Here is a 26,271-nt window from a genome sequence, read left to right as displayed (position 1 = left end):
AATCCTCGGCCGTACCCTCCGGCTGCACGCATCCTGGCACCGTGATGGGAAGAAATTCCAGTAAGTTCACACTCACTAGGACATGTGTCGGAATATCCGATTTAGGCGCCCGTTGGACCGTACGAGCAGGGCGCACGAGCTCGGAAAGGGGCGCGCGTCGGGCGCTGCCCGCCGTCTGTCACCATGGATCCATGGGTCAGTCCGAACAAGAACCGCCGCCGCCGTCTGACCCGAGGCTCCCACCGGGCCAGCGCGCCCGCCGCGGCTGGCCCGCCCTGCACTACGGGCCGGTGCCCCGCTTCAAGCCGCTGACCTGGGAGCTCCAGGTGTTCGGGGCGACCGCTTCGGCGGAGAAGCACAGCTGGGACTTCGAGGCGTTCGACGCACTGCCCCGCACCACCGTCCGGGCCGACCTGCACTGCGTCACCAAGTTCTCGGTGCTCGACAGCGACTGGACGGGCGTGTCGGCCTCCGTCCTGCTGGAGCTGGCGCCGCCGGCCGAGGGCGTCAGCCACGTCATGGTCTGGGCCGAGTACGGCTACAGCGCCAACCTGCGGATCGCCGACTTCGCCGACCCCGCGACCGTCCTCGCCACCCACCGCAACGGTGAGGCGCTCACCGCCGAGCACGGGTTCCCGGTCCGGCTGGTCGTCCCCGGCCGCTACGCCTGGAAGGGCCCCAAGTGGGTCCGCGCCGTCGAGTACATGCGGGCCGACCGGCGCGGCTTCTGGGAGGAGCGCGGCTACCACAACCTGGCCGACCCCTGGCGGGAGCAGCGCTTCTCCCACCAGGAGGAGCCGGGCGACGGGCCGCTGCGCTGACCGGCGGCCGCCCGGCCGCGGCCACCGGGACGGGCACGGCCACCGGAACGGGTCGCGGCCACCGCGAGGGGCGCGGCCACCGGAACGGCGGCGGCTACAGGAACGGGAAGTTGACCGTGACCACGGTGCGCTGAGGACGGCGCTCCCCGGCGGCCGGCGACTGGCCCGAGACCTTGCCCGTGCCGAACAGGTTCACCCCGCTGCTCTGCATGGCGAACCCGGCGGCCTGGAGCGCCTTCTCGGCGGCCTCCTTCGACATCCCGGTCACGTCCGGGACGGGCACCATGCCCTTGCTGACCACCAGCGAGACCGGGGTGTTCTCCGCCACCTGCTGCCCGGCCGCCGGCGAACTGCTGATCACCGACCCCTCCGGGACGGTGTCGTCGTACGTCTCGGTCACCGCGCCCGCGGCCAGCTGCGCCCCGGCCAGCGCCGAGGCGGCCTGCCCGGACGGCCGGCCCACCAGCTCCGGCACGGCGATCCGCTTCGGCCCCCGCGAGACCGTCAGCGTCACGGTGTCGCTCTTCCGGGCCCGCGCACCGGCCCCGGGGTCGGTGGAGATCACCTGCCCGGCCGGGACGGCCTCGCTGTACACCTCGGTGAACCGGCCGTGCATGCCGGCGCCGTCCAGGAGCCGCTGCGCCTCGGCCCGGTCCTTGCCGAGCACGCCCGGCACCGTGCCGTACAGCGCGCCGGAGAGCGCGTACGTGGTGCCGCCGACCGCCAGCAGCAGGGCGGCCAGGACGGCGGTCCAGACCAGTGGTCCGCGGGGCAGGCGCGGCAGGCGCGGCAGCCGGCGCGGCCGGTCGGACGCCCGGCGGGTGCGGACCGGCGGCGGCTCGTCGTACGGGCGCGGCTCGGTGAGCAGCTGCTCCATCACCTCCGGCGGCACGTCGAGCACACTGGTCCGCTCGACCGGGACGGCGGGGGTGATCACCGAGGTGGGCTCGCCGGTCGGGAACCGCGGGCTGGGCCGGGTGGAGGCGGGCGGCTCGGCGTCCAGTTGCGCGGAGGTGAGCCCGCGGCGGACCCGCTGGAGGGCGGCGAGCAGCTCGACCGCGTCGTGGGGGCGGGCCCCGCGGTCGCGGGCGCAGGCGCCGGCCACTATCGCGTCCAGCTCCGGGACGATGCCCGGCACGGCGGCGGAGGGGGCCGGAACGTCCTCGTGCAGATGGCGGTACATCACCTGGACGGGGTTCTCGCCGGTGTGCGGCCGGTGGCCGGTGAGCATCTCGTACAGCAGGATGCCGGCCGCGTAGACGTCCACCCGCTGGTCGGTCTCGGCGCCCGGGCGGATCTGTTCGGGCGCCAGGTAGGAGACGGTGCCGAGCACGGTGCCGGCGGTCGCGGCGGTGGACGCGCCGTCGGCGGTGTTCAGCACCCGGACCAGGCCGAAGTCGGCGACCTTGACCAGGCCGCCGTCGGTGATCAGCACGTTCTCGGGCTTGACGTCGCGGTGGACCAGACCGGCCCGGTGGGCGGCGCCGAGCGCGGCGAGCACCGGCTCCAGGACGTCCAGCGCGGCGCGGATGGAGAGCGCGCCGCGGTCGCGCAGCAGGTCGCGCAGGGTGCCGCCGGGGACGTACTCCATGGCGAGGAAGACGTTTCCGCCGTCCGCCCCCTGGTCGAAGACGTTGACCACGTTGGGGTGGGCGAGCCGGGCGACGGCCTTCGCCTCGCGGATGAACCGGGTGGTGAAGGCGGTGTCCCCGGCGAGCGCGGGGTGCATCACCTTGAGCGCCACGACCCGGTCGAGCCGGGTGTCGGTGCCCTGGTAGACGGTGGACATCCCGCCGGCCGCCACGCGCCGCTCGACCCGGTACCGGCCGTCGAGCAGGGTACCGATCAGCGGGTCGCGCAGTGCCATGTCCACCCGCCGATTCTAGTGCCGACCCGACGGCCGGCTCCGGGGACACCGCCCCCGGGGCCGGTCTGTGCCCGGTTCGTGACACCGCCGGGCGGTGGCGGGCACCGGACGCCGGGTCAGAACGCCGGGTGCTCGCGGGTGTCCAGCTCGGCCCGGCCGGCCATCGCCGAGGAGGCCTCGGCGTGGAAGCGGCGCGGTATCCGGCCGGCCCGGTAGGCGAGCCGCCCGGCCTCGGCGGCGTGCCGCATCGCGTCGGCCATCAGCACCGGGTCCTGTGCGCGGGTGACGGCGGAGGCGAGCATCACGGCGGAGCAGCCCAGCTCCATCGCCAGCGCGACGTCCGAGGCGGTGCCGGCCCCGGCGTCCAGGATCACCGGGACGCCCGCGCCCTCCACGATCAGCTGGAAGTTGTGCGGGTTGCGGATGCCCAGGCCGGAGCCGATCGGCGAACCGAGCGGCATGATCGCCGCGCAGCCGACGTCCTCCAGCTTCCGGGCCAGTACCGGGTCGTCGTTGGTGTAGGGGAGGACGGTGAAGCCGTCGTCGACGAGGGTCTCGGCGGCGTCCAGCAGCTCGATCGGGTCCGGCAGGAGGGTCCGCTCGTCGGCGATGACCTCCAGCTTCACCCAGTCGGTGCCGAGCGCCTCGCGGGCCAGCCGGGCCGTCAGCACGGCCTCGCCGGCGGTGAAGCAGCCCGCCGTGTTGGGCAGCACGCGGATGCCGTTGCGGGTCAGCACGTCGAGGACCGAGCCCTGGGTGGCGGTGTCGACCCGGCGCATCGCCACCGTGGTCAGCTCGGTGCCGGAGACCCGCAGGGCCTGCTCCAGGACCTCCAGGCTGGGGGCGCCGCCGGTGCCCATGATCAGGCGCGAACCGAAGGCGGTGCCGGCGATGGTGAAGGCGTCGTCGGCCATGTCAGCCTCCCTGGACGGCGGTGAGGATCTCGATCCGGTCGCCGGTCGAGAGCCCGGTGCGCGGCCAGTCGGTGCGCGGCACCACGGTCTCGTTCAGCGCGGCGGCGACACCGGAGTGGGCCTGGCTGAGGGTGGCCACCACCTCGGCGAGGGTGGTCGCGGCGGAGACCGTCCGGGGCTCGCCGTTGACGTGCAGGGTGATGTCGCTCATGCGGGGACCTTCGTGAAGCGGGTGGGGGAGAAGGGCTCGGCGAGGTCCGGCGTCACGCCGGTGGCCAGGTAGTCGGCGAGCAGGTCGCCGGTGACCGGGGTGAGCAGCACCCCGTTGCGGTAGTGGCCGGTGGCGGCGACCAGGCCGGGCAGCGCGGTCGGGCCGAGCAGCGGCGCGTTGTCGGGCGAGCCCGGGCGCAGGCCGGCGGCGGTCTCGGTCAGCGGCAGCTCGGTGAGGCCGGGGACCAGCTCGTGGGCGTCGCGGAGCAGCTCGTAGACGCCCCCGGCGGTGACGGTGGTGTCGTACCCCTGCTCCTCGCTGGTGGCGCCGATCACCAGCTCGCCGTTCTCCCGCGGCACCAGGTAGATGTGCTGCCCGCGGACCACCGCGCGGACGTTGCGGGACAGGAACGGCCGGTACGCCGCGGGGACCGTCAGCCGCAGGATCTGGCCCTTCACCGGGCGGATCGCCGGCAGCACGCCCGCCGGCAGCCCGGGCAGCAGGTGGCTGCGGGAGCCGGCGGCGAGGACGACCTGGTCGGCGCCGACCGTCTCGCCGGTGGACAGCCGGGCGCCGACCGCGCGGTCGTGCTCGACCAGCAGTGCGGAGGCCTCCGCGCGGTGCAGGAGCACGCCCGCGCGTTCGCAGGCGAGGACCAGGGCCGCGGCGAGCCGGCGGCCGTCCACCTGGTGGTCGTCGGTGACGTGCAGGCCGCCGCGGACGCCCGGGGCGAGCATCGGTTCGAGCCGGCGGGCCTCGCGGCCGGTGAGCCACTGCGAGTCCAGGCCGAGCCGCTGGTGGAAGGCGTGCAGCTCGCGCAGTTCCGCGCGGTCGTCGGAGTCCAGGGCGACGGCGACCGTGCCGCACTGCCGGTAGCCGGTGTCGTGGCCGCCGCTCGCCTCGGTGAGTTCGGCGGCGAAGGCCGCGTAGCGCTCGTTGGACGCCATGCCGAGCCGCAGCAGCGGCTCCTCGCCGTACTGGAGCTCGGTGACCGGGGCGAGCATCCCGGCCGCGACCCGGGCGGCGCCGCCGCCGTGCGCCGGGTCGGCCACGACGACCCGCAGCCCGCGCTGGGCCGCCCGCCAGGCGACCACGAGGCCGATGAGGCCCCCGCCGATCACCAGCACGTCGGCACGGGCGCCTTTCGCCAAGCGTGTCAAAGTCGCTGCTCTCCCTTCGCCGGTATGACCCGGATCAGGTTCGGACGGTCGCAGGCCGTTCCAGCCCGCCTCTCAGCCCGGTACGCCGGGCTCCCGTGATGGTGCCCCCACCATAACTCCGGGGGGTGCGGCCGCTGAAGGCGCGTACGAGGGGCGGACGGGACGGCCCCGGCCCGGCCGGGGCCGTCGGACCGCGCTGGGTACAGTGACGGCGTGGCGGACATGAGCGGGGCGGACCGGACGGAGCAGGCGGACCACGCGGACCAGGTGGTCGTGGTCGGTGCGGGACTGGCGGGGGCGCAGTGCGCCCTCGTGCTGCGGCGCGACGGCTGGCAGGGGCGGATCGTGCTGGTCGGAGCCGAACCGCACGTGCCGTACGACCGGCCGCCGCTCTCCAAGGACGTGCTGCTGGGCAAGGCCGACAACACCACCCTCGACCTCGACTTCGGGCAGCTGGACGTCGAGCTGCTGACCGGCCGCCGGGCCACCGGCCTCACCCCCGGCACCCCGGGCAGCCCGGGCGTGCTGCACACCGACGCCGGCGACCTGCCGTTCGGCTCGCTGGTGATCGCCACCGGCGCCGAACCGCGCGCCCTGCCCGGCGCCGAGCGGGCCCACCTGCTGCACACCCTGGACGACGCGCTCGCCCTGCGCGCCCTGCTCCGCCCCGGCCTGCGCCTGGTGCTGGTCGGCGCGGGCTGGATCGGCGCCGAGGTGGCCACCGCCGCCCGCGCCGCCGGCTGCGAGGTGACCGTCGTCGAGGCGGGCCCGGCCCCCGTCCCCGGCGCGCTGCCCACCGAGATCGGCCGGGTGATGGCCGGCTGGTACGCGGAGGCCGGGGTCGAGCTGCGCTGCGGCGTGGGCGTCGCCGCCGTCGAGCCGGGCGCCGTGCTGCTGGCGGACGGCACCCACCTGCCGGCCGACGAGGTGGTGGTCGGCGTCGGGGCCCGCCCGTCGACCGGCTGGCTGGCCGGCAGCGGCGTGGAACTGGACGCGGCCGGTGCCGTCCTGGTGGACGAGCGGCTGCGCACCGGTCTGCCCGGGGTCTTCGCGGCGGGCGACTGCGTCAGCTACCCCTCGGCACGCTCCGGCGCCCGGCTGGCCGTCCAGCACTGGGACCACGCGCTGCAGTCCGCCGCGGCGGCCGCCGCCTCGGTGCTCGGCACGGACGCGCCGCCGTACGACCCGGTGCAGTACTTCTGGTCCGAGCAGTTCGGCAGGACGGCGCAGTACGCCGGGCGGCACGGCGAGGGCGACGAACTGCTGTGGCGGGGCGCCCCGGACGGGCCGGACTGGTCGGTGCTCTGGCTGCGCGACGGCGTCCTGCGCGCGCTGCTCGCCGTCGACCGCCCGCGCGACCTGGCCCAGGGCCGGCGGCTGGTCGAGCGCGGCGCGGTGCTCGACCGGGCCCTCGCGGCCGACCCCGCGGTGCCGCTGAAGTCGGCCGTCGCGGGGTAGTCCGCGGGGCCGGGTGGTGCGCGGCGGGCCGCGGAGGTGGCAGTCTGGTGACGTGAGTGAGATCGAAAGCAAGATTGAGTCCCTGGTCACCGAGTGGATGTACCTGCCCGACATCTCGGAGCAGTGGGGGGTCCGGGTCACCGAGGTGCGGGACCTGGTCAAGAACGGCGGGCTGATCGCCGTACGGCGCGGCCCCAACAAGTCGCTGCAGGTGCCGGCCGCGTTCATCGACGGCGCCGGGCTGGTCAAGCACCTGTCCGGGACGCTGACCGTGCTGCGCGACTGCGGGTACAACGACGCGGAGATCCTGGAGTGGCTCTTCACCGAGGACCCGTCGCTGCCCGGCAGCCCGATCCAGGCCCTGCAGGAGAACCGCGGCACCGAGGTGAAGCGCCGCGCCCAGGCGATGCTGATCTGATGGCGGCCGACACCCCGCGCCGGCGGCTCGCCGACGCCCGGCTCTACCTGTGCACCGACGCCCGCCGCGAGCAGGGCGACCTCGCCGACTTCCTGGACGCCGCGCTGGCCGGCGGCGTGGACGTCGTCCAGCTGCGGGACAAGGGGCTGGAGGCCAGGCAGGAGCTGGCGGCGCTGGAGGTCTTCGCCGACGCCTGCCGGCGGCACGGCAGGCTGCTCGCCGTCAACGACCGCGCCGACGTCGCCCACGCGGCCGGACCGGACGTGCTGCACCTCGGGCAGGACGACCTGCCCGTGCCGGCCGCCCGCGCGATCCTCGGCGAGGACGTGCTGATCGGCCGGTCCTGCCACGCGGAGTCCGAGGTGGACGCGGCGATCGCCGAGCCCGGCGTGGACTACTTCTGCACCGGCCCGGTCTGGCCCACCCCGACCAAGCCCGGCCGGCACGCGCCGGGCCTCGGCCTGGTCTCGTACGCGGCGAAGCGGACCACCGACCGGCCGTGGTTCGCCATCGGCGGGATCGACCTGGGCAACCTGGACGAGGTGCTGGCCGCCGGCGCCCGCCGGGTCGTGGTGGTCCGGGCCATCACCGGTGCGGAGGACCCGCGGGCGGCGGCCGCCGAGTTCGCCCGCCGGCTGCGCGAGGTCTAGGCCCCCCCGGCGGCCGGACCCCGGCGGCCGGGCCGTCCGGCGCCCGGCCGGTCCGGCCCGCCGTCGGCCGCGGTCAGTACTTGCGGACGGTGGCGGCCTCGGCCAGCGCCAGCAGCGTCGCGCGGGCCCGCTCGTCCGCCAGCGGCGCCGCGGCCAGCGCGGCCAGCGACTGCCGCATCAGCTCCTCGATCCGGGCCTCCACCGCCTCCGGCGCGCCCGAGCGGGCCACCAGGGCGCGCAGCCCGGCGACCTCCGCCGGGGCGAGGTCCGGCGCGCCGAGCCGCTCGTCCAGGTGCCGGGCGTCCGCCGCCGGCAGCCCCCGCATGGCGTGCGCGACCAGCAGCGTCCGCTTGCCCTCGCGCAGGTCGTCCCCGGCGGGCTTGCCGGTGACCGCCGGGTCGCCGAAGACGCCGAGCAGGTCGTCCCGCAGCTGGAAGGCCTCGCCCAGCGGCAGGCCGAACGCCCCGTACGCCTCGACCAGCTCCGGCGGGGCGCCCGCCAGCAGCGCGCCGACCTGCAGCGGCCGCTCGATCGTGTACTTGGCCGACTTGTAGTGCAGCACGGTCTGCGCCCGGTCCAGCGCGCCCTCGTCGGTGGAGTCCCCGGCGACCGGCTCCAGGACGTCCAGGTACTGGCCGACCATCACCTCGGTGCGCATCAGGTCGAACACCGGCTTGGCGGCCAGCACCGCGGCCGGCTCCAGGCCCGAGTGCAGGAACAGCTCGTCGCACCAGATCAGCAGCAGGTCGCCGAGCAGCACCGCCGCCGAGGCGCCGTACTGCTCGCGGTCGCCGCGCCAGCCGTGCTCGCGGTGCAGGGCCTCGAAGCGGCGGTGCACCGAGGGCAGGCCGCGCCGGGTGTCGCTGCGGTCCATCAGGTCGTCGTGGACCAGCGCGCTGGCCTGGAGCAGCTCCAGGGCGGCCGCCGCCCGGTCGATCCCGGTGTCCGCCGCCGGGCCCCCGGCGCCGCGCCAGCCCCAGTAGCAGAACGCCGGACGCAGCCGCTTGCCGCCGTCCAGCAGGAAGTCGCGGAGCGCGTCGGCGACCGGCCCCAGCTGCGGGGAGATCTTGCCGAGCAGGGCCGACTGGCCGTCCATGAAGCCGGCGAGGGCGGCGTTGACACGCTCGCGCACGTCCTCCACGTCAATGGGGTTGGCCGGCCGCTGGCTGGCTGAGGTCACGATGGGGCTCCGGAGGTCGCTGGGGTGCAGCCAGCGTATCCGGGCGGGCGGGAACAGGTGTACGGATGAGCCTCCGCCGTCCGGGTGAACGGGGGTCACTCGGAAGCGGAACGCCGTCCACCCGTTGTCTCAAAATCTGGAACCGAGTTGTCCGGGCCCTTCATCCGGCGGATAACCTGCCAACATGGCACTAGGCATCGCTTCCACCAGACCGGACCGCGCGCTGACGGTCCGCGAGCTCCTGGCAGCCGGCAAGCGGTCCTTCTCCTTCGAGTTCATGCCGCCGCGCACCGAGGTCGGCGAGCAGAGGCTCTGGGACGCCATCCGACGGCTCGAACCCCTCGATCCCAACTTCGTCTGCATGACGTACGGCGCGGGCGGTTCCTCCCGCGAGCGCACCGTCAACATGGTCGGCCGGATCGCCACCGAGACCACGCTGACCCCGGTCGCCCACCTGACCGCCGTCGACCACTCGGTCGCCGAGCTGCGCAACATCATCGGCCAGTACGCCGACCAGGGCGTGCGGAACGTCCTCGCGGTGCGCGGCGACCCGCCCGGCGACCCGCTGGGCGAGTGGGTCAGCCACCCCCAGGGCGTCACCTACGCGTACGAGCTGGTCGAGCTGATCAAGGGCATCGGCGACTTCTGCGTCGGCGTGGCGGCCTCGCCGAACATGCACCCCCGGTCGACCGACTGGGACGAGGACATCCGGCACTTCGTGGCGAAGATCCGCGCCGGGGCCGACTACGCGATCACCCAGATGTTCTTCGAGGTCGACGACTACCTGCGGCTGCGCGACCGGGTGACGGCCGCCGGCTGCGACGCGCCGATCATCCCGGAGATCATGCCGGTCACCAACGCCAAGCAGCTGGAGCGGTTCCCCCAGCTGAGCGGCTCGGCCTTCCCGGCCGATCTGGAGGCCCGGCTGCGCGCGGTGATCGACGACCCGGCGGCGCTGCGCGAGGTCGGCATGGAGCACGCCACCGCGATGTCCGAGCGGCTGTTGGCGGAGGGCGCCCCCGGGCTGCACTTCATCACGCTGAACCACTCGCCGGCGACCCTGGAGATCTACCAGAACCTCGGCCTGCACCGGCGCTGAGCTGCGCCGCAGCCCTGTACGCAGTCCGGTTCGCAGCCCTGTCGCAGGGCCGCCCGCGGTCCGTGTGCGGCCCTGCCGGGGGCGCCCCCGGGCCGCTCCCGGAGAACGGGAACGCGATGCGGTACCCGGGCCGTTGAACCGGTACAGTCGCGGCACACGCGCGGCGCGCGCGGCACGCGACTGGAGGTAGCGGGCGGGATGGGCATCGGATACCTGCTGCTGTACGCCGCGTTGGCGGTGGTGGCGCTCTGGCTGGTCGCCGAGCTGCTGCTGCAGAACCGGGCCCCGCTGCACTGGCGCGGCCTGGCGCTCGCCGGCTTCCTCGGGGTCGCCTGCGGGATGGTCGCCGGGTCCGTCCCGGTGATCGGCGCGGGCGCGGCGATGTTCGCGGTCGGCCAGACCTTCGTCACCCTCTCCGTGAAGCGCGGCTACGCCGGTGGCTGGTCGCTCCGGAAGGCCGACGGGAGCCTGCCCGGCCCGCTCGCCAAGGTGCCCATGCTCGGTGCGCTGACCGGCGGCGGCGCGGTGGCCGCGGCCGCCGTGGTCGCGGCGGAGCGGGTCGGCGAGGTCGGCGTCGTGGAGGAGGCCCCGGAGCCGGTCCCGGTGGCCGAGGACGTGCCGGCCGTCGAGCAGACCGCCGCCTTCGCGATGCAGGAGCTGGCGGACGACGGCGTCTACGCCCCCGCCTACTACGAGCAGCAGCAGACCGAGATGCTGCAGGCCGTTCCCCAGCCGGACCCCTACGCCGAGGCCTACCAGGCCGGCTACGACCCCGGGCAGCAGCAGGCGGCCTGGGACCAGAACGCGCAGCAGCAGCAGTGGCAGGCCCAGCAGCAGCCCGCCTTCGCGTACGACCAGGGCTACGGCACCTACCAGCAGCAGGCCGTCCCCCAGCCGGACCCGTACGGCGCCTACCAGCAGCAGGGCCTCCAGCAGCCGGACCCGTACGGCGGCTACCAGCAGCAGCCCCAGCCCGCCCAGTACGGCTACGAGCAGCAGCAGTGGCAGCCCCAGCCCGAGCACCAGCACCCGGACCACCAGCAGCCCCACCCCGACCAGGGCCTCGGGCAGGGCATCCCGCAGCAGCCGCAGTACGACCAGTACGGCTACCAGCAGCAGTCCACCTGGCAGCAGCAGGGCTGACCCGGCAGGCCGCCTCCGGCGCAGCGGACCGGAGGCGGGGGCACCGGACGCGGGCGTCAGGCGGGGCCGATGAGGTTGGCCACGATGCAGGCGGACATGCCGACGCGGGCCAGACCGCCGCCCGGGTGGGCGGCGCCGCCGGTGAGGTAGAGCCCGGGGAAGTCCTCGTTCGGGGCCTGGAGCAGCTCGCCGCCGACACCGGCCAGGGCGGGCGGCGGGACGGAGCCGAAGAAGGAACCGGCATCGCGCTCGGTGTGCTCGGGGGTGCGGACCACCCGCCACAGCAGCCGCTCGCGCAGGCCGAGCCCGGCCGCGTCGGCCTGGGCCAGCATCCGGTCGGCGAAGGCGTCGGCGGTGCCGGGCACTCCCCAGTCGAGGTCCAGCGAGGGGGCGGTCGCGGTGACCACGACGCTCTCGTGGCCCTCCGGGTGCAGCGACGGGTCGTCCGGCCGCAGCACCTGGACGGTCGGGCGCTCGGACAGCGGTACCGCCGGGTCGAACACGCCGGCCAGCTCGGCGGCCGGATCACCGGAGTGCACCACCGTGCGGTGCGCGGTCCCGGCGGGGCGGGCGCCGCGCAGCGCGAGCAGCACGCTGACCCGCCCGGGCACGCCGTGCAGCCGCTCGGCGGAGGCGGGCCAGTCGTCCGAGGAGTCGGCCGGGCCCATCCACTGGGTGTGCAGCACCCGGGCGTCGATCGACGAGACCACCAGGTCGGCGTCGATCCGGTCGCCCTTGGTCTGCACGCCGCAGACCCGGCCGTCCCGGGTGTCCACCTTGGCGACCGGCGTGTCGAAGCGGAACTCCACCTTGCGCTGCTCGCACCGCCGGTAGAAGGCGTCGGCCAGCGCGCGCAACCCGCCCCGGACGTACCAGACGCCGAAGGACTGCTCCATGTAGGGCAGCACGGTGGCCCCGGCGGGGGCGGTGCGCGGGTCGAGGCCGAAGCGCAGCGCGTGCTCGTGCAGCAGCGCGGTCAGCCCCGGGTGTCCGCCGAGCTGCTCGGCGGCGACGTCGGCGAGCGTCCACTGCCGGGGGCCGCGGAGCCGGGAGAACAGGCCGCGCCGGTCCGCGCCCGGCACCGGGTACGGGTCGGAGTGCAGCGGACGCCGGTCGGCGGGCAGCGGCTCCTCCAGCAGCGGGCGGCGGGTGGCCTCCCAGACCGTGCGGCCGTGGTTGAGCACCGTCGCCCAGCGCTCGCCGGCGCCCGGGCCGAAGGCCCCGTCGAGCGCCCGGACCACGCCGCCCCGCGAGGCGTTGGGCAGCGACAGGTCGGTGCCGTCGGGGAAGAGGTGGCGGCTCTCCGGGTCGACCGGGGCCAGCTCGACCAGCTCCTCCAGCGGCTCCCGGCCGGTCTTCAGCGCGAGGTCGCGGTAGACGGCGGGGAGGGTGAGCAGGCCCGGGCCGGTGTCGAAGGCGAAGCCGTCGCGCTCGTACCGGCCGACCATCCCGCCGTACGTGCCGCGCGCTTCGCAGACCGTCACCCGGTGTCCGAGGGTCGCCAGCCGGGAAGCCGCCGCGAGCCCGCTCATACCTGCGCCGATGATGACGATCCGTGCCATGGGTCCGATCCTAGGCGCGCCGGACGGGCTCACTCTCCACCGGGCGTCCGGCCGCCCCGGCGCGCGCGGCCTTCCGCTCCCGCCGCCGGGCCCGGAAGGCCCGGATCCGGTTGACCGCGAACCAGACCAGCAGCAGGCCGAGCAGCAGCAGCACGGCGGCGATCGAGGCGGCCAGCCACGGGTGGAAGATCGCCAGCGTGACCAGCCCGGCCACCGACACGTCCTCGCCCAGCGAGACCGCGATGTTGCTGGCCGGCTCCGGAGAGGTGTTCACCGCCATCCGCAGCGAGGCCTTCACCAGGTGGCTGACCAGCGCCGCCGTGCCGCCCATCGCACCCGCCGCGACCTCGCTCAGCGAACCCGGGTCGGTGGAGGCGATCAGCGCGCCGACGGTGGCGCCCGCGACGGGCCGGATCGCGGTGTGGGCGACGTCCCAGAGGCTGTCCACGTACGGGATCTTGTCGGCGACCGCCTCCAGCAGGAACAGCACGCCCGCCGCGATCAGCACGTCGGTGCGCTCCAGCGCGGGCGGCACCGAGTCGGCCCCGGCGAACCGGCCGAGCAGGCCGAGCAGCAGCACCACCGCGTACGCGTTGATCCCGCTCGCCAGACCGCTGGTGAAGACCAGCGGAAGGATCGTCATCCGTTCCTCCTCGGAGTGCCCGCCGGGAGTCGGCCCGGCTCGCCGTACCGTACCGGGACGCCGCCCGGGGGGCGCGTGGTTCCCGCCGGCGGTTCCGGCCCGGACGGTCTGAGTACGGATACTCAGGTACCGGGTTGAGTAGCTGCGCGGATGGCCCGCGACCTGCGGAGACGGAAGAGTGGTGGCACCGGGACGGCGGCGCGTCGGGCGCCCCGCCCCGGAACTGCGGACGGGTGTCGTCCACCGGTCACGGGGGACCGGCGGACGCCGCCGGAGAGGTCCGCACGGGAGCCGGTTCGAGGCCGCGCACCGCCGACACGGGGCGGCGGAGCGGGCCAGGGGGGACCGGTGCACCGACGGGGGAACCGGGGGGATCCGGGGGAGACCGGGGCGTCCGAAGCGCCGTCCGTGGGGGTACGGCGCTTCGGGTACCCGGGGGCCGGGCCGCCGCCCCGGCCGGATTGTCAGTGGTGCCGGTCACGATGGAGGAGCACGGACCACCCGGTCCGTGCGCTGCCTCGGAACGGGGGAGACCATGACCATCAGCCATCCTGAGCCCGTCACCGCCCGCCTCCACTCCGCCGCCTACCGACCGGGCGCCCCCCGGCCCGCCTCCCACGGGCCGGCCGCCGGCGCCGACGTGCACCCGGTGCTGCGCCGGGTCGCCGCTCCGCCCGCCGCCCTCGACCTGCTCGCCGACGCCCACCGGACCCTGGCGCGGTCCCGCACCCTGGAGGACCCGCTGGAGCGGTACGCCGCCGCGCACCTCGCGGCGCTGCGCACCGTCGCGGCGGTTCTCGCGGTGCGGGGGCGCCCCGAGAAGAGCCCCCGGCGCCGCCAGGCGATCCGCAGCGCCTGGGAGGTGCTGCCCGAGGTCGCGCCCGAACTCGCCGAATGGGCCGTGTACTTCGCGGCCGGTGCGCGTCGCCGGGCCGCCGCCGAGGCAGGGATCCGGGGCGCCGCCTCGGCCCGCGACGCCGACGACCTGATCCGCAACTCCGCCCTCTTCGTCCGCCTGGTCGAGCGGCTGCTCGGCCTCCACCCCGCCCCGCCCGCCCCGCGCCTGCCGCTGGACGGCGCCGACGACCAGGAGGGCACCGGGTGACCGGCGGCGCGGGCGCGTCGTCCGCGCGGTCTAAGGTGGAGGCAACCTGATCGAAACCGCACGTGCCGAGGAGTCCCGCCTTGTACCCGACGCGTCCCCGCAGTGCCCTGCGTACCGCCGTGGTGTGGGAGGTGGTGCGGGCCGCCCTGGAGAAGCGGGCGGCCGAGCTGGACCAGCCGGTGCTGGACGTGGTGGACACCGGCGGCGGCACCGGCAACTTCGCGGTGCCGGTGGCCCGGCTCGGCCACCGCGTCACCGTGGTCGACCCGAGCCCGGACGCGCTGTTCGCGCTGGAGCGCCGGGCCGCCGAGGCCGGCGTGACCGACCTGGTCCGCGCCGTGCAGGGCGACACCCAGACGCTCCCCGAGCTGGTCACGCCCGGCAGTGTCGACGCGGTGCTCTGCCACGGCGTGCTGGAGGTCGTGGACGATCCGGCCGAGGCTCTCGGCAGCCTGGCCGGCACCCTGCGCCGGGGCGGCTTCGTGAGCCTGCTGGCCGCCAACCGGAACGGCGCGGTGCTCGCCCGGGCACTCGGCGGCCACTTCGCCGAGGCCCGCGCGGTGCTGGGCGCCGTCGACGGCCGGTGGGGCGAGAGCGACCCGATGCCGCGCCGCTTCACCGGCGAGGAACTGGACCGGCTGGCGGTCGGGGCGGGCCTGCGGGTGGAGTCGGTGCACGGGGTGCGGGTCTTCGCCGACCTGGTGCCCGGTGTCCTGGTGGACACCGAGCCGGGCGCCCTGGAGGCGCTGCTCAAGCTGGAGGAGGCCGCCGCCGGGCAGCCCGCCTTCCACGCCGTGGCGACCCAGCTCCACCTGCTGGCCACCCTGGCCTGACCGGCCCGTCGGGTGCCGTTCGCCGGATCACCGTCACCGCTTCGCCGAGCCGTCTCCAGGCCGTCTCCTCCCCGTCTCCTCCGGATCTCCCCAGGTCCGGGCCCATTCCATCGGATCGGGCACTTGTCCGGCGCCCGCCGCGTTGAGCACAGTGCGGCAGGAGCCGCCGAAGCGGTCCGGCCCTCGCGTGGTCGACCACTCCGGAACCGGCCGGTGGACCGTATGATCTGGGTAAAGCCGGAAAGCATGACAGCCGGATGCTCGGGGCATATGGACGACACGGGCCCGGGCCCCCGCACAGGCGTCCGACCGCGTGTTCTGAAGGCAGATTGGACATGCCTCCCCGACCGGGGCGGCGGACCGGTCGCATCCGCGACCGACGAGTAGGAGGACTCCGTGCCGCTCTCGGAGCACGAGCAGCGACTGCTCGACCAGATGGAGCGAGCGCTGTATGCCGAAGATCCCAAATTCGCGTCGGCGCTTGAGGGAACCGGTCTGCGCACCCACACCCGTCGACGGGTCTACCTGGCCGTGGGCGGCTTCGTGGTGGGCATCGGTCTGCTGATGGGCGGCATGGTCGTGCCCGACCAGATCTGGGTCAGCGTGGTCGGGTTCCTGGTGATGCTGGGGTGCGCCGTCTTCGCCGTGACGGGCTGGCGCCGTGGGCCCGCCGGACAGGCCCAGGCCAGCGGACCGGCCGCGGCCCCGCGCCGCAAGGCGGGGATGATGGACCGCGTGGAGCAGCGCTGGCAGCGCCGGCGCGACGAGCAGACCGGCGGGTTCTGAACCCTCCCGTCCGGTCCGGCCGTCCGTACGGGACGGGAACCGGGCCGGATCCGCGGGACACCGGACGAACGTGACGAACGTGACGAGGGCGGGCAGTCGACCGACTGCCCGCCCTCGCTGCGTACCCGGGCCCGGACCGGGGCCTCCCCCCGCCCGCGCTCCCGGGGGAGAGCGGGCGGGGGGAGACCGGGCCGCTGGAGGCCGAGGTCCGGATCAGGACTCCGGCCGGTCGTCCTTCCGCCGCGACAGCACCCGGCGGACCGGGCCGGTGACCGCCCCGGTCACCCGCGCCGCCCGGCCGCGCACCGCCAGCCGGGCCGCCAGCACCGCGTCCGAGAGGCGCCACCACAGCTGGGCCGAGGACGGCGGCAGCAGCAGGGCCCTGGTCCGCCCGCGCCGTCCGGCGCCGGCCCGCAGGCCGTCGCGGGCGGTCCGGACGTCCGCCGCGAGCGGCACGGTGACCTGCGCGTTCCGGGCGTAGAGCACCTTCTCGGTGGCCAGTGCGACCCGTCCGGCGGCCGCCGCCGAGACCTCGTCGAGTTCGGCGGTCTCGGCGATCCGGCGGGCGGCGGAGCGCGGGGTCCGCGACTCGTCCGGCGGGATGCCGAGGTCCCAGGCGGAGTCGATCAGCTCGGCCCAGGCGGCGAGCACCTGTTCGTCGGTGAGCTCGGCGGGTCCCGCGCCGCCGGGGCGCCGCCGCCCGCCGGCCCCGAGCCGGCGCCGGCGCAGCAGGGCCCGCCAGACCATCGGGGTGACGAGCAGCGCGAGCAGCACCAGGACGGCGGCCAGGGTGGCCAGGCTCCGCCCGGAGAGCAGCACGGACCCGCCGTCGGCACCCGTGGCCGACTTGCCCTGGTCACCGCAGTCGCCCATGCGGCGCAGCTTCGGATCGCAGTCGGGGTCGGCGGACGGCTGCGGCACCGAGGCGCTGGGCAGCGGCGCCGTGGTCGGCTGGGAGGTCGGCTCGGTGGTCGGCGCGGCGACCGGTTCGGTGTACTGGGGCTGCACGCCGCGGCTCGGGGTGGGCTCGAAGCGCATCCAGCCGAAGCCCTCGAAGTACAGCTCGGGCCAGGCGTGGTACATCGAGTCGGTCACCGAGTACACGTCGCCGGCCTTGGCGTCGCCGGGCGTGAAGCCGAGTGCCACCCGGGCGGGGATGTCCAGCGCGCGGGCCATCGCCGCCATGGTGGAGGCGAAGTGGACGCAGTAGCCCCGGCGCCGGTTCAGGAAGTCGGCCATCGCGTCGCTGCCGTTGTCGGGCCTGGTCTTGACGTCGTAGGTGAAGTCGGGACCGGTGAACCACTCCTGCAGCGCGACCGCCTTGTCGTAGGGGGTCTTCGCCTTCCGGGTGACGGCGTCGGCCTTCTGGCGGACGACCGGCGGCAGGTCCCCCGGCAGGTCGAGGTACTGGGCCCTGATCCGGTCGGGCGCCGGCGGGGCGCCGCGCAGCTCGGTGGCGGTGGGTGCGACGTACAGCGAGGTGACCGAGTAGCCCAGGCCCTTGATCGCCTTGTCCCGGGTGGGCTGGAGGGCCGAGGTGAGCGGGTCGAGCTGCCAGTCGCCGTTGTTGCGCAGGGCGACGGTCCGGGCCGGGTAGGGCATCGGCAGCCAGGCGTTCTCCAGCCGGTCGCTGATCTTGACGGTGGTCCTCAGCTCCGGGGACTTCTGCGCGGTCAGGCCCTCGGGGGGCGGCAGGGTGCCCTTGAACTCGACCGAGTCGGTGGAGCTGAGCTTCCACCGGGTGCCGTCGAAGGCGTCCAGCGAACCGGTGCGCAGGTAGGTGCTGTCGGCTGCGGGGCTCTCCGTCTTGTAGGTGAACAGCTCGACGTTGCGGGGCGCGGGGAGCGCGTCGTTGAGCGCGACCAGCGGGTCCAGGCTGTTGAACGAGCCCCCGCCGCCGTGCGCGCCGGAGCCCGGGTCGCTTCCGGTGTGCACCAGGCCGAGGCTCCAGCGGGGCAGGAAGGCCGGCAGCAGCAGGGCGATCGCGAGCGCCACCACGCCGACCTGCCGGCCGCTCTGGCCGAGTCCGCCCAGGCCGCCGCCGCGGCCGCCGTCGGTGCCGCCACCGGTGCCGCGCGGGGTGCCGCGGAAGACCCGGCCCCAGCGGGAGACCCGGTCCTGGCCCTCGGCGAAGAGCAGGAGCAGGTAGCCGGCGGCCGCGGCCGCGAACCAGAGCCAGCTGCCCCGGTCGCCGGACAGGCCGTTGCCGACCGAGTAGAGCGCCAGCAGCGGGAGCCCGGCCAGCGCCGAGCGCCGGTAGGTGACCGCGACGGTGTCCACCGCGATGGCCATCAGGCCGATCGAGGCGACCAGGATCAGCCGCAGGCCCGGGCTGGGCGGGGCGGGGATGGCGTACTCCCGGATGTCGTCCAGCCCCTGCTCGAACACCCGGCCGAGGGTGCGTGCCGACTCCGGGCCGGGGACGATCCCGCCCCAGGCGGCGCCCGAGGCGGCGAAGCCGAGCAGCAGCAGGACGAGGAGGACGACCAGCTGACCGACCGGGACGGTCCAGCGGTAGAGCGGCGCGCGCCGCAGTCCCGCGCCGACCGCGGCGAGCACGGCCACCACCAGGTAGGCGTGGGTGATCCAGCCCTTGGTGGTCAGCAGCGGGGTCAGGCAGAGCGCGGCCAGGGCGGTGGCCAGCGCCGAGTACACGGTCAGTTTGGCCCGGGTGGTCACGCGCCGGCCTCTTCTCGGTAGGGGGAGGACGCCTCGGCCCGGTCGGCGGCCCGCCACAGTTCGGGGACGGAGTCGCGGGCGCGGACCGGCAGCACGGTCCAGCCGGCCTCGCGCAGACGGAGCACCCGGTCGCGGAACTCCTCGCCGCCGGTCTCGGGGGCGAGCAGGCGCAGACCGGCCCAGGTGCCGGTGTCGAGCAGGAAGGCCACGGCGCCGCCGGTGCGGTTGCGCAGCCGGGCCAGCCGCGCGGTCTGCTCCTCGTCCAGGTCGCCGAGGACGGCGACCAGCAGGCCCTCGCCGCCGGCCCGCAGCGGCTCCTCGGCGCGCGAGAGCCCGGCGCCGTCGGAGAGGTCGACCACCGCGAGGGCGTCCAGGATCAGGCCGGAGGCGTCGGCGGCGGTGTTGCCGCCGCCGGACCCGCTGCCGGGGACGGCGTGGCCGGTGTCGGTCAGCAGCCGGGTCTGGTAGCCGCGCTCCAGCAGGTGGGCGGTGACCGAGGCGGCGCAGGAGACGGCCCACTCGAAGGAGGAGGCGGGGCCGCTGCCCCGGTGGCCCACCTCGCGGGTGTCCAGCAGGACGGTGGCGCGGGCCTTGCGGGGCTGCTCCTCGCGGCGGACCATCAGCTCGCCGTAGCGGGCGGTGGACTTCCAGTGCACCCGGCGCAGGTCGTCGCCGTGCCGGTACTCGCGCAGGATGACGTCGTCGTCGCCGGCCAGCGCCAGGGCCCGGGTGTGGCTGTCGCCCTGTCCGGTCCACTCGCCGCTGAGCCGGATGTACGGCAGCGGCTGGATCTGCGGGACGACGGTGAGCACGTCGGACGCGGCGAACGAGCGGTTCAGCTCGCACATCCCGAACGGGTCGGAGAGCCGGAGCTGGAGCGGGCCGAGCGGGTAGCGGCCGCGCAGGTCGGAGCGGACCCGGTAGGAGACCTCGCGGTTGCCGCGGGGCTCGACCCGGTCCAGCACGAACCGCGGGCGCGGCCCGAGCACGTACGGGACCTTGTCCTCCAGCAGCAGCAGTCCGGTGGGGACCCGGGAGACGTTGTCCACCCGCAGGTGGACCCGGGCCTCCTGGCCGGCCACCGCGCGGCGCGGGCTGAGCCTGCGGCCGCTGGCCACCCGGTAGCGGGTGTTGGCCAGCAGCAGGGCGGCGGCCAGCGGCAGGGCGGCGAGCAGCACGCCGACGCGCAGCAGCGCGTCCTGGTCGAGCAGGTACGAGCAGCCCACCGCGGTCAGCCCGGCGGCGAGGAAGGAGCGGCCCCGGGTGGTGAGGCCGCGCATTCCGGCGCGGAAGCCCGACGGTTCGTCGGACGGGCCCACCTCAGCCCCTCCGGACGGCCGGGCCGCCCTGCGGGCGCGGCAGCGGCAGCCGGGCGACGAGGTCGGTCACGATCTGCTCGGAGGTGCGGCGGCTGAGCTGGGTCTCGGCGGTCGGCATGAGGCGGTGGGCGAGCACCGGGACGGCGAGGCGCTGGAGGTCGTCCGGGGTGACGTAGTCGCGGCCGTCCAGGGCGGCGGCGGCGCGGGCGGCCCGGACCAGGTGCAGGGTGGCGCGGGGCGAGGCGCCGAGGCGCAGCTCGTGGCTGGTGCGGGTGGCGGAGACCAGCTCGACGGCGTAGCGGCGGACCGGGTCGGCGATGTGCACGGTGCGGACGAGGTCGATCAGCTTGAGGATGTCGGAGGCGTGCGCGACCGGCTGCAGGTCGTCCAGCGGGCTGGCGCCGGCGTGCACGTCGAGCATGGCGAACTCGGCCTCGGGGCTCGGGTAGCCCATCGAGATACGGGCCATGAAGCGGTCCCGCTGGGCCTCGGGGAGGGGGTAGGTGCCCTCCATCTCGACCGGGTTCTGGGTGGCCACGACCATGAACGGCGAGGGCAGCTCGTAGCTGGTGCCGTCGATGGTGACCTGGCGCTCCTCCATCGACTCCAGCAGCGCGGACTGGGTCTTCGGCGAGGCCCGGTTGATCTCGTCGCCGACCACGATCTGGGCGAAGATCGCGCCCGGGCGGAACTCGAAGTCGCGCTGGTGCTGGTCGAAGATGTTGGTGCCGGTGACGTCCGAGGGCAGCAGGTCGGGGGTGAACTGGATACGCCGCACGGTGCAGTCGACGGACCGGGCCAGCGCCTTGGCCAGCATCGTCTTGCCGACGCCGGGCACGTCCTCCAGCAGCAGGTGGCCCTCGGCGAGCAGGACGGTCAGGGCGATCCGGACGGCCTCCGGCTTGCCCTCGATCACACTCTCGATGTTGGCGCGGACCCGGTCCACGACGGCGGCGAGTTCCGGCAGACCGACCGGGTAGCCCGGCGTCTCCTGGTCGCCCCCCGCACGACCGTTGAGACCGGCCTGATCGTTGTAGCTCGTCACCCGTCAGCTCCCTGGCACACCACGTGCCCGCCTCCGTTGAGGCCGGCCCCCACCCCATGCTGGACGCGGCCCCTCCGGAAGCGGTTCCGTGATCCGGGAGCCGGTGCCGGGGTACGGCCTGCGGCTGGCCGCCCCAGGTGGTTCGAGGTCAGACCGGCAGCCGCATTCTCCCCCGGGCGGCGGTCAGAAGTCACCCTCGGGATCGGGCACCGTCGGGCGGCCGCGCCGGGGAGGCGGGCCCGGCGGGTTCCGGGGACGTCCGGTTGGCCCGGACGGCGCTGGCCGGGCCGACGGGACGGGACGGGTCAGTGGATCTCGCGCAGCAGCCCGGTGTGGACGTCGAAGACGAAGCCGCGCACGTCACCGGTCTCCAGCAGGAACGGCGAGGTGCGTACCCGCTGCATGGACTGCCGGACGTCGCTGTCCAGGTCGACGAAGGCCTCGACCGCCCACTGCGGGCGCTGGCCGACCTCCTGCTCCAGCTCGCGCCGGAAGTCCTCGGTCAGGCCGAGCAGGCCGCAGCCGGTGTGGTGGATCAGCGCGACCGAGCGGGTGCCGAGGGCACGCTGGCTGATGGTCAGGGAACGGATGGTGTCGTCGGTCACCACGCCGCCCGCGTTGCGGATGACGTGGGCGTCGCCGAGTTCGAGGCCGAGCGCGGCGAACAGGTCGAGGCGGGCGTCCATGCAGGCGACCACGGCGATCTTCTGCACCGGGCGGGCGTCCATGCCGCCGTCGCGGAAGGTGACCGCGTACTCGCGGTTCGCCGCGACGAAGCGGTCGATGATGGTGTTCGTCGGGGAGTCGGCAGCGGCGGTCGGCGTGGGCCGGTCGGGGGTCACTGTCATGGTGAAGACGTTAGTGCGATTCGGCGGCTCGTGGTGGGGCTGATGACTACAGAGCGGGCCCTTGTGACCGAGCGCATATCCACAAGGCGCCGTCACCCCCGGGCGGTCCGGCCGGATATGTCCGGTCCCGTCCGGGGCGGTCCGCTGGGCCTTCCCGGTGCAGGGGCGCGCGGGACCGCCCCCGGCGCCGCCCAGGCGTCCGGCACGTGCCACGAGCACCGTCGCGACCTGCGGTGATCCGTACCGCCGCCCGGGTGGTGCGCCGGAGCGGGCCATTGACTGCGGGGGCGTGGGCGATAGAGTTGCGGCGCAGTGGAGCACACCCGCCGGAGCCCGTCAACCGGGCGTTTCCGGCCGGTGCGGCGGCCGACGCGGCCCGTGGCCTCCACCCGCTCCGTGCCACCTGGCGCACCTTCCCCGGTGCCGGGCGGTCACGACCTTCCCCAGGAGCGGGCGGGGCCCACGGGCCGCGGCCCGGCCCGTGCGCCTGCCCGGCGGTGTGGTGGGACAGAATGGGCGGAGCTCCCGTACTTCGGGCGGCTCCGCACCGAGGAAGGGCGCCACCGCGCATGACCACCAACGATCCGGCCCCCAAGCACGTCCCGGTGATGCTGCAGAGGTGCATGGACGCGCTGGCCCCGGCGATCTCCCGGCCCGGTGCGGTGGTGGTGGACGCCACCCTCGGCCTCGGCGGCCACAGCGAGGCGCTGCTCACCCAGTTCCCCGAGGTGCGGCTGGTCGCGGTGGACCGCGACCCGGCGGCGCTCAAGCTCTCCGGCGAGCGGCTGGCCCGCTTCGGCGACCGGGCGACCCTGGTGCACGCGGTCTACGACGAGATCCCCGAGGTGCTGGAGCGCCTGGACATCCCGGAGGCCGACGGCATCCTCTTCGACCTCGGCGTCTCCTCCATGCAGCTCGACGAGGCGGAGCGCGGCTTCGCGTACGCCCAGGACGCGCCGCTGGACATGCGGATGGACCAGACCCGCGGCATCAGCGCGGCCGAGGTGCTGAACACCTACAGCCACGGCGAGCTGGCCCGGATCCTCAAGTTCTACGGTGAGGAGCGGTTCGCCGGGAAGATCGCCTCGGTGATCCTGCGCGAGCGCGAGAAGGAACCGTTCACCACCAGCGCGCGTCTGGTCGAGTTGGTGCGCAACGCCATCCCGGCCGCCACCCGCCGCACCGGCGGAAACCCGGCCAAGCGCACCTTCCAGGCGCTGCGGATCGAGGTCAACGGCGAGCTGGAGGTCCTGGAGCGGGCGATCCCCGGGGCGCTGGACGTCCTGGCCCTCGGCGGACGGATCGCCGTGATGTCCTACCAGTCGCTGGAGGACCGCCTGGTCAAGCAGTCCTTCGCGGCCGGGGCGACCAGCACCGCCCCGCCGGGGCTGCCGTTCATCCCGGAGGAGCACCAGCCCTGGCTCAAGCTGATCACCCGCGGTGCCGAGCTGGCCACCGAGCAGGAGATCGAGGAGAACCGGCGCGCCGCACCCGTACGGCTGCGGGTGGCGGAGAGGATCAGGGACCGAAGCACCCGGGGCTGACCGGCACCGGGGCGGTCCGAAGGGCGGAGGGAAGGCAGTGGGGCCGGTGGCCGGAGGCGGGGCGGGGAGCAGGGTGCTCCCCGGGCAGGGCGGCAGGGCGCGGATCACCGTCCGCCCAGGGCGGCGCCAGGTACGGGGGCGGACACCGTTCGCGGTGCTGGTGGTGGTGCTGCTCGCGGCCGGGCTGCTCGGGCTGCTGGCGCTGAACACCGCGCTCAACGAGGGCTCCTTCGAGCTGTCCAGGCTGCAGCGGCAGACCACCGTCCTGACCGACGAGCAGCAGGGGCTCCAGCACCAGATCGACCAGAACTCCGCCCCGGACGCGCTGGCCCGCCGGGCCGCCGAGCTCGGCATGGTGCCGGCCGGCGGGATGGCCTTCCTCGACCTGCCGAACGGCGGCGCGGTGGTCGGCACGCCGAAGCCCGCCCAGGACAGCCCGCCGGTGAAACGGTCCACCGCGGAACCGTGGCCCGGGAAGCAGCCTTCGCCCAGCGCCCAGCCCGGTGCCGGCGCTCCGGCCGGTTCCCCGGCACCGGCCCAGCCCGCCGCACCCGCGGCGACCGTTCCGGCGCCGGGCGGGGACGTCACCGTCCAGCTCAACCCGGCCGCGCCGCAGCCGGCGCCGGCCACCGGCGGGGGTGCCGCCCGATGAGCACGCCCCGTCAGCCCTCCGGAGCCGCTGGTGGCAGCGGACGCAGGCCGGTCAAGGGCGCCGCGCCCCGTCCGGCCCCGCGCGGGCAGTCCACCGGCAAGCCGCCCGCCGCCGGGCGCGCCCAGCCGGCGAAGGGACAGCCGGCCAAGCCGCAGCCCGCCAAGGGCCAGCCGGCCCGCGCCAAGCAGCCCCCGGCCAAGCAGCCGCAGGCCCGGCAGGCCGGCGCCAAGGCCCAGCCCGCCGCCGGGCGGGACCCGAGGGCCGCCGCCGCCCGGACGCCGCGCACCCCGCAGCAGCGCCGCCCCGAGGGCCGCCCGCCGGCCCGCGCCGCCCGGGCGGGCGCCGGGTCGCGCCCGCGCCCCCCGCAGCGCCGGCCGCAGCCCCGGGGGATCCGGCTGGCCGACCCGCGCCGCCGGCTGCGGGTGATCACCATCGTGCTCTCGGTGGTCTTCTCGATCTTCGCCGGACGGCTGGTCCAGCTCCAGCTGCTGGACTCCGACGCGCTGGCCGCCGACGCCAACACCAACCGCTACCTGAACATCCCGATCACCGCCGAACGCGGCTCGATAACGTCCTCCGACGGGGTCGCCCTGGCCACCACCGTCGACGCCTACGACATCACCGCCGACCCGGCGATGTTCACCCCCGAGGCCACCGGCCTCCCGGACGCCCCCGAGCAGGCCGCCGCCCTGCTGGCGCCGATCCTCGGCCTGCCCAAGGAGCGGATCGCCGCCGACCTGCACACCCCCAAGACCCGCTACAAGCGGCTCGCCGCCCAGCAGGCCCCGGACGTCAAGAACCAGATCAGCGACCTCAAGTCGAGCCTGGAGAAGCAGGCCGGATCGCGGAGCTGCCAGGCCCAGAAGCGGCTGCTCAACAAGTCCGCCGAGGAGGGCGGCCGGACCAGGCTCGACAACGAGTGCGTCAACCCGCTGGCCGGCGTCTTCAACCGGGACACCCAGAAGCGGGTCTACCCCTCGGACGGGCTGGCCGCCAACCTCGTCGGCTTCGTCAACGCGGAGGGCGAGGGCGCCGGCGGGCTGGAGCAGCAGTACCAGAAGCAGCTGTCCGGCAAGGACGGCCACAGCAGCTACGCGCAGGCCGGCGGCCGGCTGGTGCCCACCGCCGGCGGCTCGCTCGACCCCGCCGTGCCCGGCACCGACCTGCGGCTGACCGTCAACCGGGACATCCAGTGGGCCGCCCAGCGGGCCATCACCGACCAGGTCGCCAACGCCGGGGCGGAGAAGGGCTACGTCATCGTCCAGGACGTGAAGAACGGCCAGGTGCTGGCGATGGCCACCTCGCCGGGCTTCAACCCGAACGACCTGAGCACGGCCAGGAACTCGCAGCTCGGCAACGCCGCCCTGCAGGACGCCTACGAGCCCGGCTCCACCGCCAAGCTGATGACCATGGCGGCGGTCCTGGACACCGGCAAGGCCACCTGGGACACCAAGGTCACCGTGCCGTACCCGCTGGTCCGCGGCGACGTGGCGTTCAAGGACGACGTCGAGCACCCCACCTGGTACCTCACCCTGGCCGGCGTGCTCGCCAAGTCCTCCAACATCGGCACCATCGAGGCCGCCCAGACGCTCGGCGCGACCCAGCCCGAGGCCAACCAGGTGCTCCACGAGTACCTGCGGAAGTTCGGCATCGGCCAGCAGACCGGACTGGGCTTCCCCGGCGAGACCGCCGGACTGCTCGACAAGCCGGAGGACTGGAAGGCGTCCAAGCAGTACACCATCCCGTTCGGGCAGGGCCTCTCGGTCAACGCCCTGCAGGCGACCTCGGTGTTCTCGACCATCGCCAACGGCGGGGTCCGGGTGGCGCCCAGCGTCGTCCAGGGCACCACCGCGCCGGACGGCAGGTACACCCCCGCCGCGCCGGGCGCGCAGTCCCGGGTGGTGGGCGAACAGACCGCCAAGACCCTCACCGAGATGCTGGAGTCCGTCGTCTCCGACGAGCAGGGCACCGGCGGCAAGGCCGCGATCCCCGGCTACCGGGTGGCCGGCAAGACCGGCACCGCCAACCGGGTGGACCCCAAGACCGGCGGCTACCGGGGCTACACCGCGTCCTTCATCGGCTTCGCCCCGGCCGACCAGCCGCGGGTCACCGTCTCCTGCGTGATCCAGGACCCGGTCAACGGCCACTTCGGCGGCCAGCTCTGCGGTCCGGTGTTCAAGCAGGTGATGGAGTTCACCCTCAAGACCCTCCAGGTCCCGCCGAGCGGGAGCGAGGCGCCCAACCTGCCCGTCGAGTGGAAGCCGTGATCGACCCATGAACAACGACCGGGCGGGTGCGGCCGCCGGTACGGAAAAGGGCCGGTTTGGCCCTGGA

General features: G+C 75.1%; 23 protein-coding genes and 1 riboswitch. Of the genes, 12 read left to right on the top strand and 11 right to left on the bottom strand.

Annotated elements, in window-relative coordinates; translation table 11 throughout:
- Positions 1-191 precede the first annotated feature (191 nt).
- On the top strand, positions 192-821 hold the full coding sequence (locus tag OG550_RS10285; protein ID WP_327676384.1) for a molybdopterin-dependent oxidoreductase: 630 nt from the start codon (positions 192-194) through the stop codon (positions 819-821).
- Positions 822-915: 94 nt separating this feature from the next.
- On the opposite strand, the gene pknB is transcribed toward OG550_RS10285, so the two are convergent.
- The 4 genes from pknB to thiO all read right to left on the bottom strand — a co-directional run bounded on the left by pknB (position 916) and on the right by thiO (position 4,964).
- Positions 916-2,694, bottom strand: coding sequence for a Stk1 family PASTA domain-containing Ser/Thr kinase (gene pknB / locus OG550_RS10280; RefSeq protein WP_442905973.1), 1,779 nt, complete (start codon positions 2,692-2,694; stop codon positions 916-918).
- Positions 2,695-2,804: 110 nt separating this feature from the next.
- The gene (locus tag OG550_RS10275; protein WP_327676383.1) at positions 2,805-3,602 is read right to left on the bottom strand and encodes a thiazole synthase; all 798 of its coding nucleotides are present in this window, start codon (positions 3,600-3,602) and stop codon (positions 2,805-2,807) included.
- Between the two features lies 1 nt (position 3,603).
- On the bottom strand, positions 3,604-3,804 hold the full coding sequence (thiS, locus tag OG550_RS10270) for a sulfur carrier protein ThiS (RefSeq protein WP_327683795.1): 201 nt from the start codon (positions 3,802-3,804) through the stop codon (positions 3,604-3,606).
- A 5-nt stretch (positions 3,805-3,809) separates the two neighbouring features.
- Positions 3,810-4,964, bottom strand: coding sequence for a glycine oxidase ThiO (gene thiO / locus OG550_RS10265; protein WP_327676382.1), 1,155 nt, complete (start codon positions 4,962-4,964; stop codon positions 3,810-3,812).
- Between the two features lie 3 nt (positions 4,965-4,967).
- Positions 4,968-5,080, bottom strand: a riboswitch (TPP riboswitch).
- Between the two features lie 115 nt (positions 5,081-5,195).
- Between thiO and OG550_RS10260 the strand changes: the two genes are divergently transcribed.
- The 3 genes from OG550_RS10260 to thiE are packed head-to-tail and all read left to right on the top strand — an operon-like array spanning position 5,196 to position 7,499.
- Positions 5,196-6,431 (top strand): NAD(P)/FAD-dependent oxidoreductase, encoded by a 1,236-nt coding sequence (locus tag OG550_RS10260; protein WP_327683793.1) that lies wholly within the window; start codon positions 5,196-5,198, stop codon positions 6,429-6,431.
- 52 nt (positions 6,432-6,483) lie between these two features.
- Complete coding sequence (locus OG550_RS10255; RefSeq protein ID WP_327676381.1) at positions 6,484-6,849, top strand: Rv2175c family DNA-binding protein; 366 nt, start codon at positions 6,484-6,486, stop codon at positions 6,847-6,849.
- Complete coding sequence (gene thiE, locus OG550_RS10250; protein ID WP_327676380.1) at positions 6,849-7,499, top strand: thiamine phosphate synthase; 651 nt, start codon at positions 6,849-6,851, stop codon at positions 7,497-7,499. Before OG550_RS10255 ends, thiE begins: the two co-directional genes overlap by 1 nt.
- A 73-nt stretch (positions 7,500-7,572) precedes the next feature.
- On the opposite strand, the gene OG550_RS10245 is transcribed toward thiE, so the two are convergent.
- Positions 7,573-8,679 carry a polyprenyl synthetase family protein gene (locus OG550_RS10245; protein ID WP_327676379.1) on the bottom strand — a complete coding sequence of 369 codons (1,107 nt, stop codon included), beginning with the start codon at positions 8,677-8,679 and terminating at the stop codon, positions 7,573-7,575.
- A 184-nt stretch (positions 8,680-8,863) separates the two neighbouring features.
- Between OG550_RS10245 and metF the strand changes: the two genes are divergently transcribed.
- Positions 8,864-9,778 (top strand): methylenetetrahydrofolate reductase [NAD(P)H], encoded by a 915-nt coding sequence (gene metF / locus OG550_RS10240; RefSeq protein WP_327676378.1) that lies wholly within the window; start codon positions 8,864-8,866, stop codon positions 9,776-9,778.
- A 198-nt stretch (positions 9,779-9,976) separates the two neighbouring features.
- Positions 9,977-10,921 (top strand): hypothetical protein, encoded by a 945-nt coding sequence (locus OG550_RS10235; RefSeq protein ID WP_327676377.1) that lies wholly within the window; start codon positions 9,977-9,979, stop codon positions 10,919-10,921.
- Between the two features lie 56 nt (positions 10,922-10,977).
- Here OG550_RS10235 and OG550_RS10230 read toward each other — a convergent pair whose 3' ends face one another.
- Entirely contained in the window at positions 10,978-12,483 is a 1,506-nt protein-coding gene (locus tag OG550_RS10230) for a phytoene desaturase family protein (protein WP_327676376.1), read from the bottom strand.
- Positions 12,484-12,493: 10 nt separating this feature from the next.
- Entirely contained in the window at positions 12,494-13,126 is a 633-nt protein-coding gene (locus tag OG550_RS10225) for a DUF4126 domain-containing protein (protein ID WP_327676375.1), read from the bottom strand.
- Between the two features lie 535 nt (positions 13,127-13,661).
- Here OG550_RS10225 and OG550_RS10220 point away from each other — a divergent pair.
- The 3 genes from OG550_RS10220 to OG550_RS10210 all read left to right on the top strand — a co-directional run bounded on the left by OG550_RS10220 (position 13,662) and on the right by OG550_RS10210 (position 15,850).
- A complete protein-coding gene (locus OG550_RS10220; protein WP_327676374.1) occupies positions 13,662-14,231 on the top strand; it encodes an SAV_6107 family HEPN domain-containing protein in 570 nt (189 codons plus the stop codon).
- A gap of 80 nt (positions 14,232-14,311) precedes the next feature.
- Positions 14,312-15,064 (top strand): methyltransferase domain-containing protein, encoded by a 753-nt coding sequence (locus tag OG550_RS10215; RefSeq protein ID WP_327676373.1) that lies wholly within the window; start codon positions 14,312-14,314, stop codon positions 15,062-15,064.
- A 396-nt stretch (positions 15,065-15,460) separates the two neighbouring features.
- The gene (locus OG550_RS10210; RefSeq protein ID WP_327676372.1) at positions 15,461-15,850 is read left to right on the top strand and encodes a DUF3040 domain-containing protein; all 390 of its coding nucleotides are present in this window, start codon (positions 15,461-15,463) and stop codon (positions 15,848-15,850) included.
- 213 nt (positions 15,851-16,063) lie between these two features.
- Here OG550_RS10210 and OG550_RS10205 read toward each other — a convergent pair whose 3' ends face one another.
- From OG550_RS10205 to OG550_RS10190, 4 genes are all read right to left on the bottom strand, one after another.
- Positions 16,064-18,529 (bottom strand): transglutaminase family protein, encoded by a 2,466-nt coding sequence (locus tag OG550_RS10205; protein ID WP_327676371.1) that lies wholly within the window; start codon positions 18,527-18,529, stop codon positions 16,064-16,066.
- Positions 18,526-19,809 carry a DUF58 domain-containing protein gene (locus OG550_RS10200; protein WP_327683791.1) on the bottom strand — a complete coding sequence of 428 codons (1,284 nt, stop codon included), beginning with the start codon at positions 19,807-19,809 and terminating at the stop codon, positions 18,526-18,528. Before OG550_RS10200 ends, OG550_RS10205 begins: the two co-directional genes overlap by 4 nt.
- 40 nt (positions 19,810-19,849) lie before the next feature.
- Positions 19,850-20,893: an AAA family ATPase gene (locus OG550_RS10195; RefSeq protein ID WP_442905972.1), complete on the bottom strand. Its 1,044-nt coding sequence runs from the start codon at positions 20,891-20,893 to the stop codon at positions 19,850-19,852.
- 305 nt (positions 20,894-21,198) lie between these two features.
- A complete protein-coding gene (locus OG550_RS10190) occupies positions 21,199-21,741 on the bottom strand; it encodes a beta-class carbonic anhydrase (protein WP_327676370.1) in 543 nt (180 codons plus the stop codon).
- 569 nt (positions 21,742-22,310) lie between these two features.
- On the opposite strand from OG550_RS10190, the gene rsmH reads away from it, so the two are divergent.
- From rsmH to OG550_RS10175, 3 genes are all read left to right on the top strand, one after another.
- Entirely contained in the window at positions 22,311-23,285 is a 975-nt protein-coding gene (rsmH, locus tag OG550_RS10185; protein ID WP_327676369.1) for a 16S rRNA (cytosine(1402)-N(4))-methyltransferase RsmH, read from the top strand.
- 73 nt (positions 23,286-23,358) lie between these two features.
- Positions 23,359-23,937, top strand: coding sequence for a cell division protein FtsL (locus OG550_RS10180; RefSeq protein WP_327676368.1), 579 nt, complete (start codon positions 23,359-23,361; stop codon positions 23,935-23,937).
- Positions 23,934-26,204 carry a peptidoglycan D,D-transpeptidase FtsI family protein gene (locus tag OG550_RS10175; protein WP_327676367.1) on the top strand — a complete coding sequence of 757 codons (2,271 nt, stop codon included), beginning with the start codon at positions 23,934-23,936 and terminating at the stop codon, positions 26,202-26,204. Before OG550_RS10180 ends, OG550_RS10175 begins: the two co-directional genes overlap by 4 nt.
- Positions 26,205-26,271 lie beyond the last annotated feature (67 nt).

The sequence above is a fragment of the Kitasatospora sp. NBC_00458 genome (genome assembly GCF_036013975.1).
GTDB lineage: Bacteria > Actinomycetota > Actinomycetes > Streptomycetales > Streptomycetaceae > Kitasatospora.
Note: the sequence above shows the minus strand (reverse complement) of the source record. Positions and strands in the feature narration are given on the sequence as shown.

What these genes read in the sequence shown, in the direction of transcription:
- OG550_RS10200 (WP_327683791.1), bottom strand. Translation starts at nt 19,809, where the DNA reads ATGCGCGGCCTCACCACCCGGGGCCGCTCCTTCCTCGCCGCCGGGCTG.
- rsmH (WP_327676369.1), top strand. Translation starts at nt 22,311, where the DNA reads ATGACCACCAACGATCCGGCCCCCAAGCACGTCCCGGTGATGCTGCAG.
- OG550_RS10225 (WP_327676375.1), bottom strand. Translation starts at nt 13,126, where the DNA reads ATGACGATCCTTCCGCTGGTCTTCACCAGCGGTCTGGCGAGCGGGATC.
- OG550_RS10175 (WP_327676367.1), top strand. Translation starts at nt 23,934, where the DNA reads ATGAGCACGCCCCGTCAGCCCTCCGGAGCCGCTGGTGGCAGCGGACGC.
- thiE (WP_327676380.1), top strand. Translation starts at nt 6,849, where the DNA reads ATGGCGGCCGACACCCCGCGCCGGCGGCTCGCCGACGCCCGGCTCTAC.
- metF (WP_327676378.1), top strand. Translation starts at nt 8,864, where the DNA reads ATGGCACTAGGCATCGCTTCCACCAGACCGGACCGCGCGCTGACGGTC.
- OG550_RS10260 (WP_327683793.1), top strand. Translation starts at nt 5,196, where the DNA reads ATGAGCGGGGCGGACCGGACGGAGCAGGCGGACCACGCGGACCAGGTG.
- OG550_RS10230 (WP_327676376.1), bottom strand. Translation starts at nt 12,483, where the DNA reads ATGGCACGGATCGTCATCATCGGCGCAGGTATGAGCGGGCTCGCGGCG.
- OG550_RS10220 (WP_327676374.1), top strand. Translation starts at nt 13,662, where the DNA reads ATGACCATCAGCCATCCTGAGCCCGTCACCGCCCGCCTCCACTCCGCC.
- OG550_RS10275 (WP_327676383.1), bottom strand. Translation starts at nt 3,602, where the DNA reads ATGGCCGACGACGCCTTCACCATCGCCGGCACCGCCTTCGGTTCGCGC.
- OG550_RS10190 (WP_327676370.1), bottom strand. Translation starts at nt 21,741, where the DNA reads ATGACAGTGACCCCCGACCGGCCCACGCCGACCGCCGCTGCCGACTCC.
- OG550_RS10235 (WP_327676377.1), top strand. Translation starts at nt 9,977, where the DNA reads ATGGGCATCGGATACCTGCTGCTGTACGCCGCGTTGGCGGTGGTGGCG.
- OG550_RS10285 (WP_327676384.1), top strand. Translation starts at nt 192, where the DNA reads ATGGGTCAGTCCGAACAAGAACCGCCGCCGCCGTCTGACCCGAGGCTC.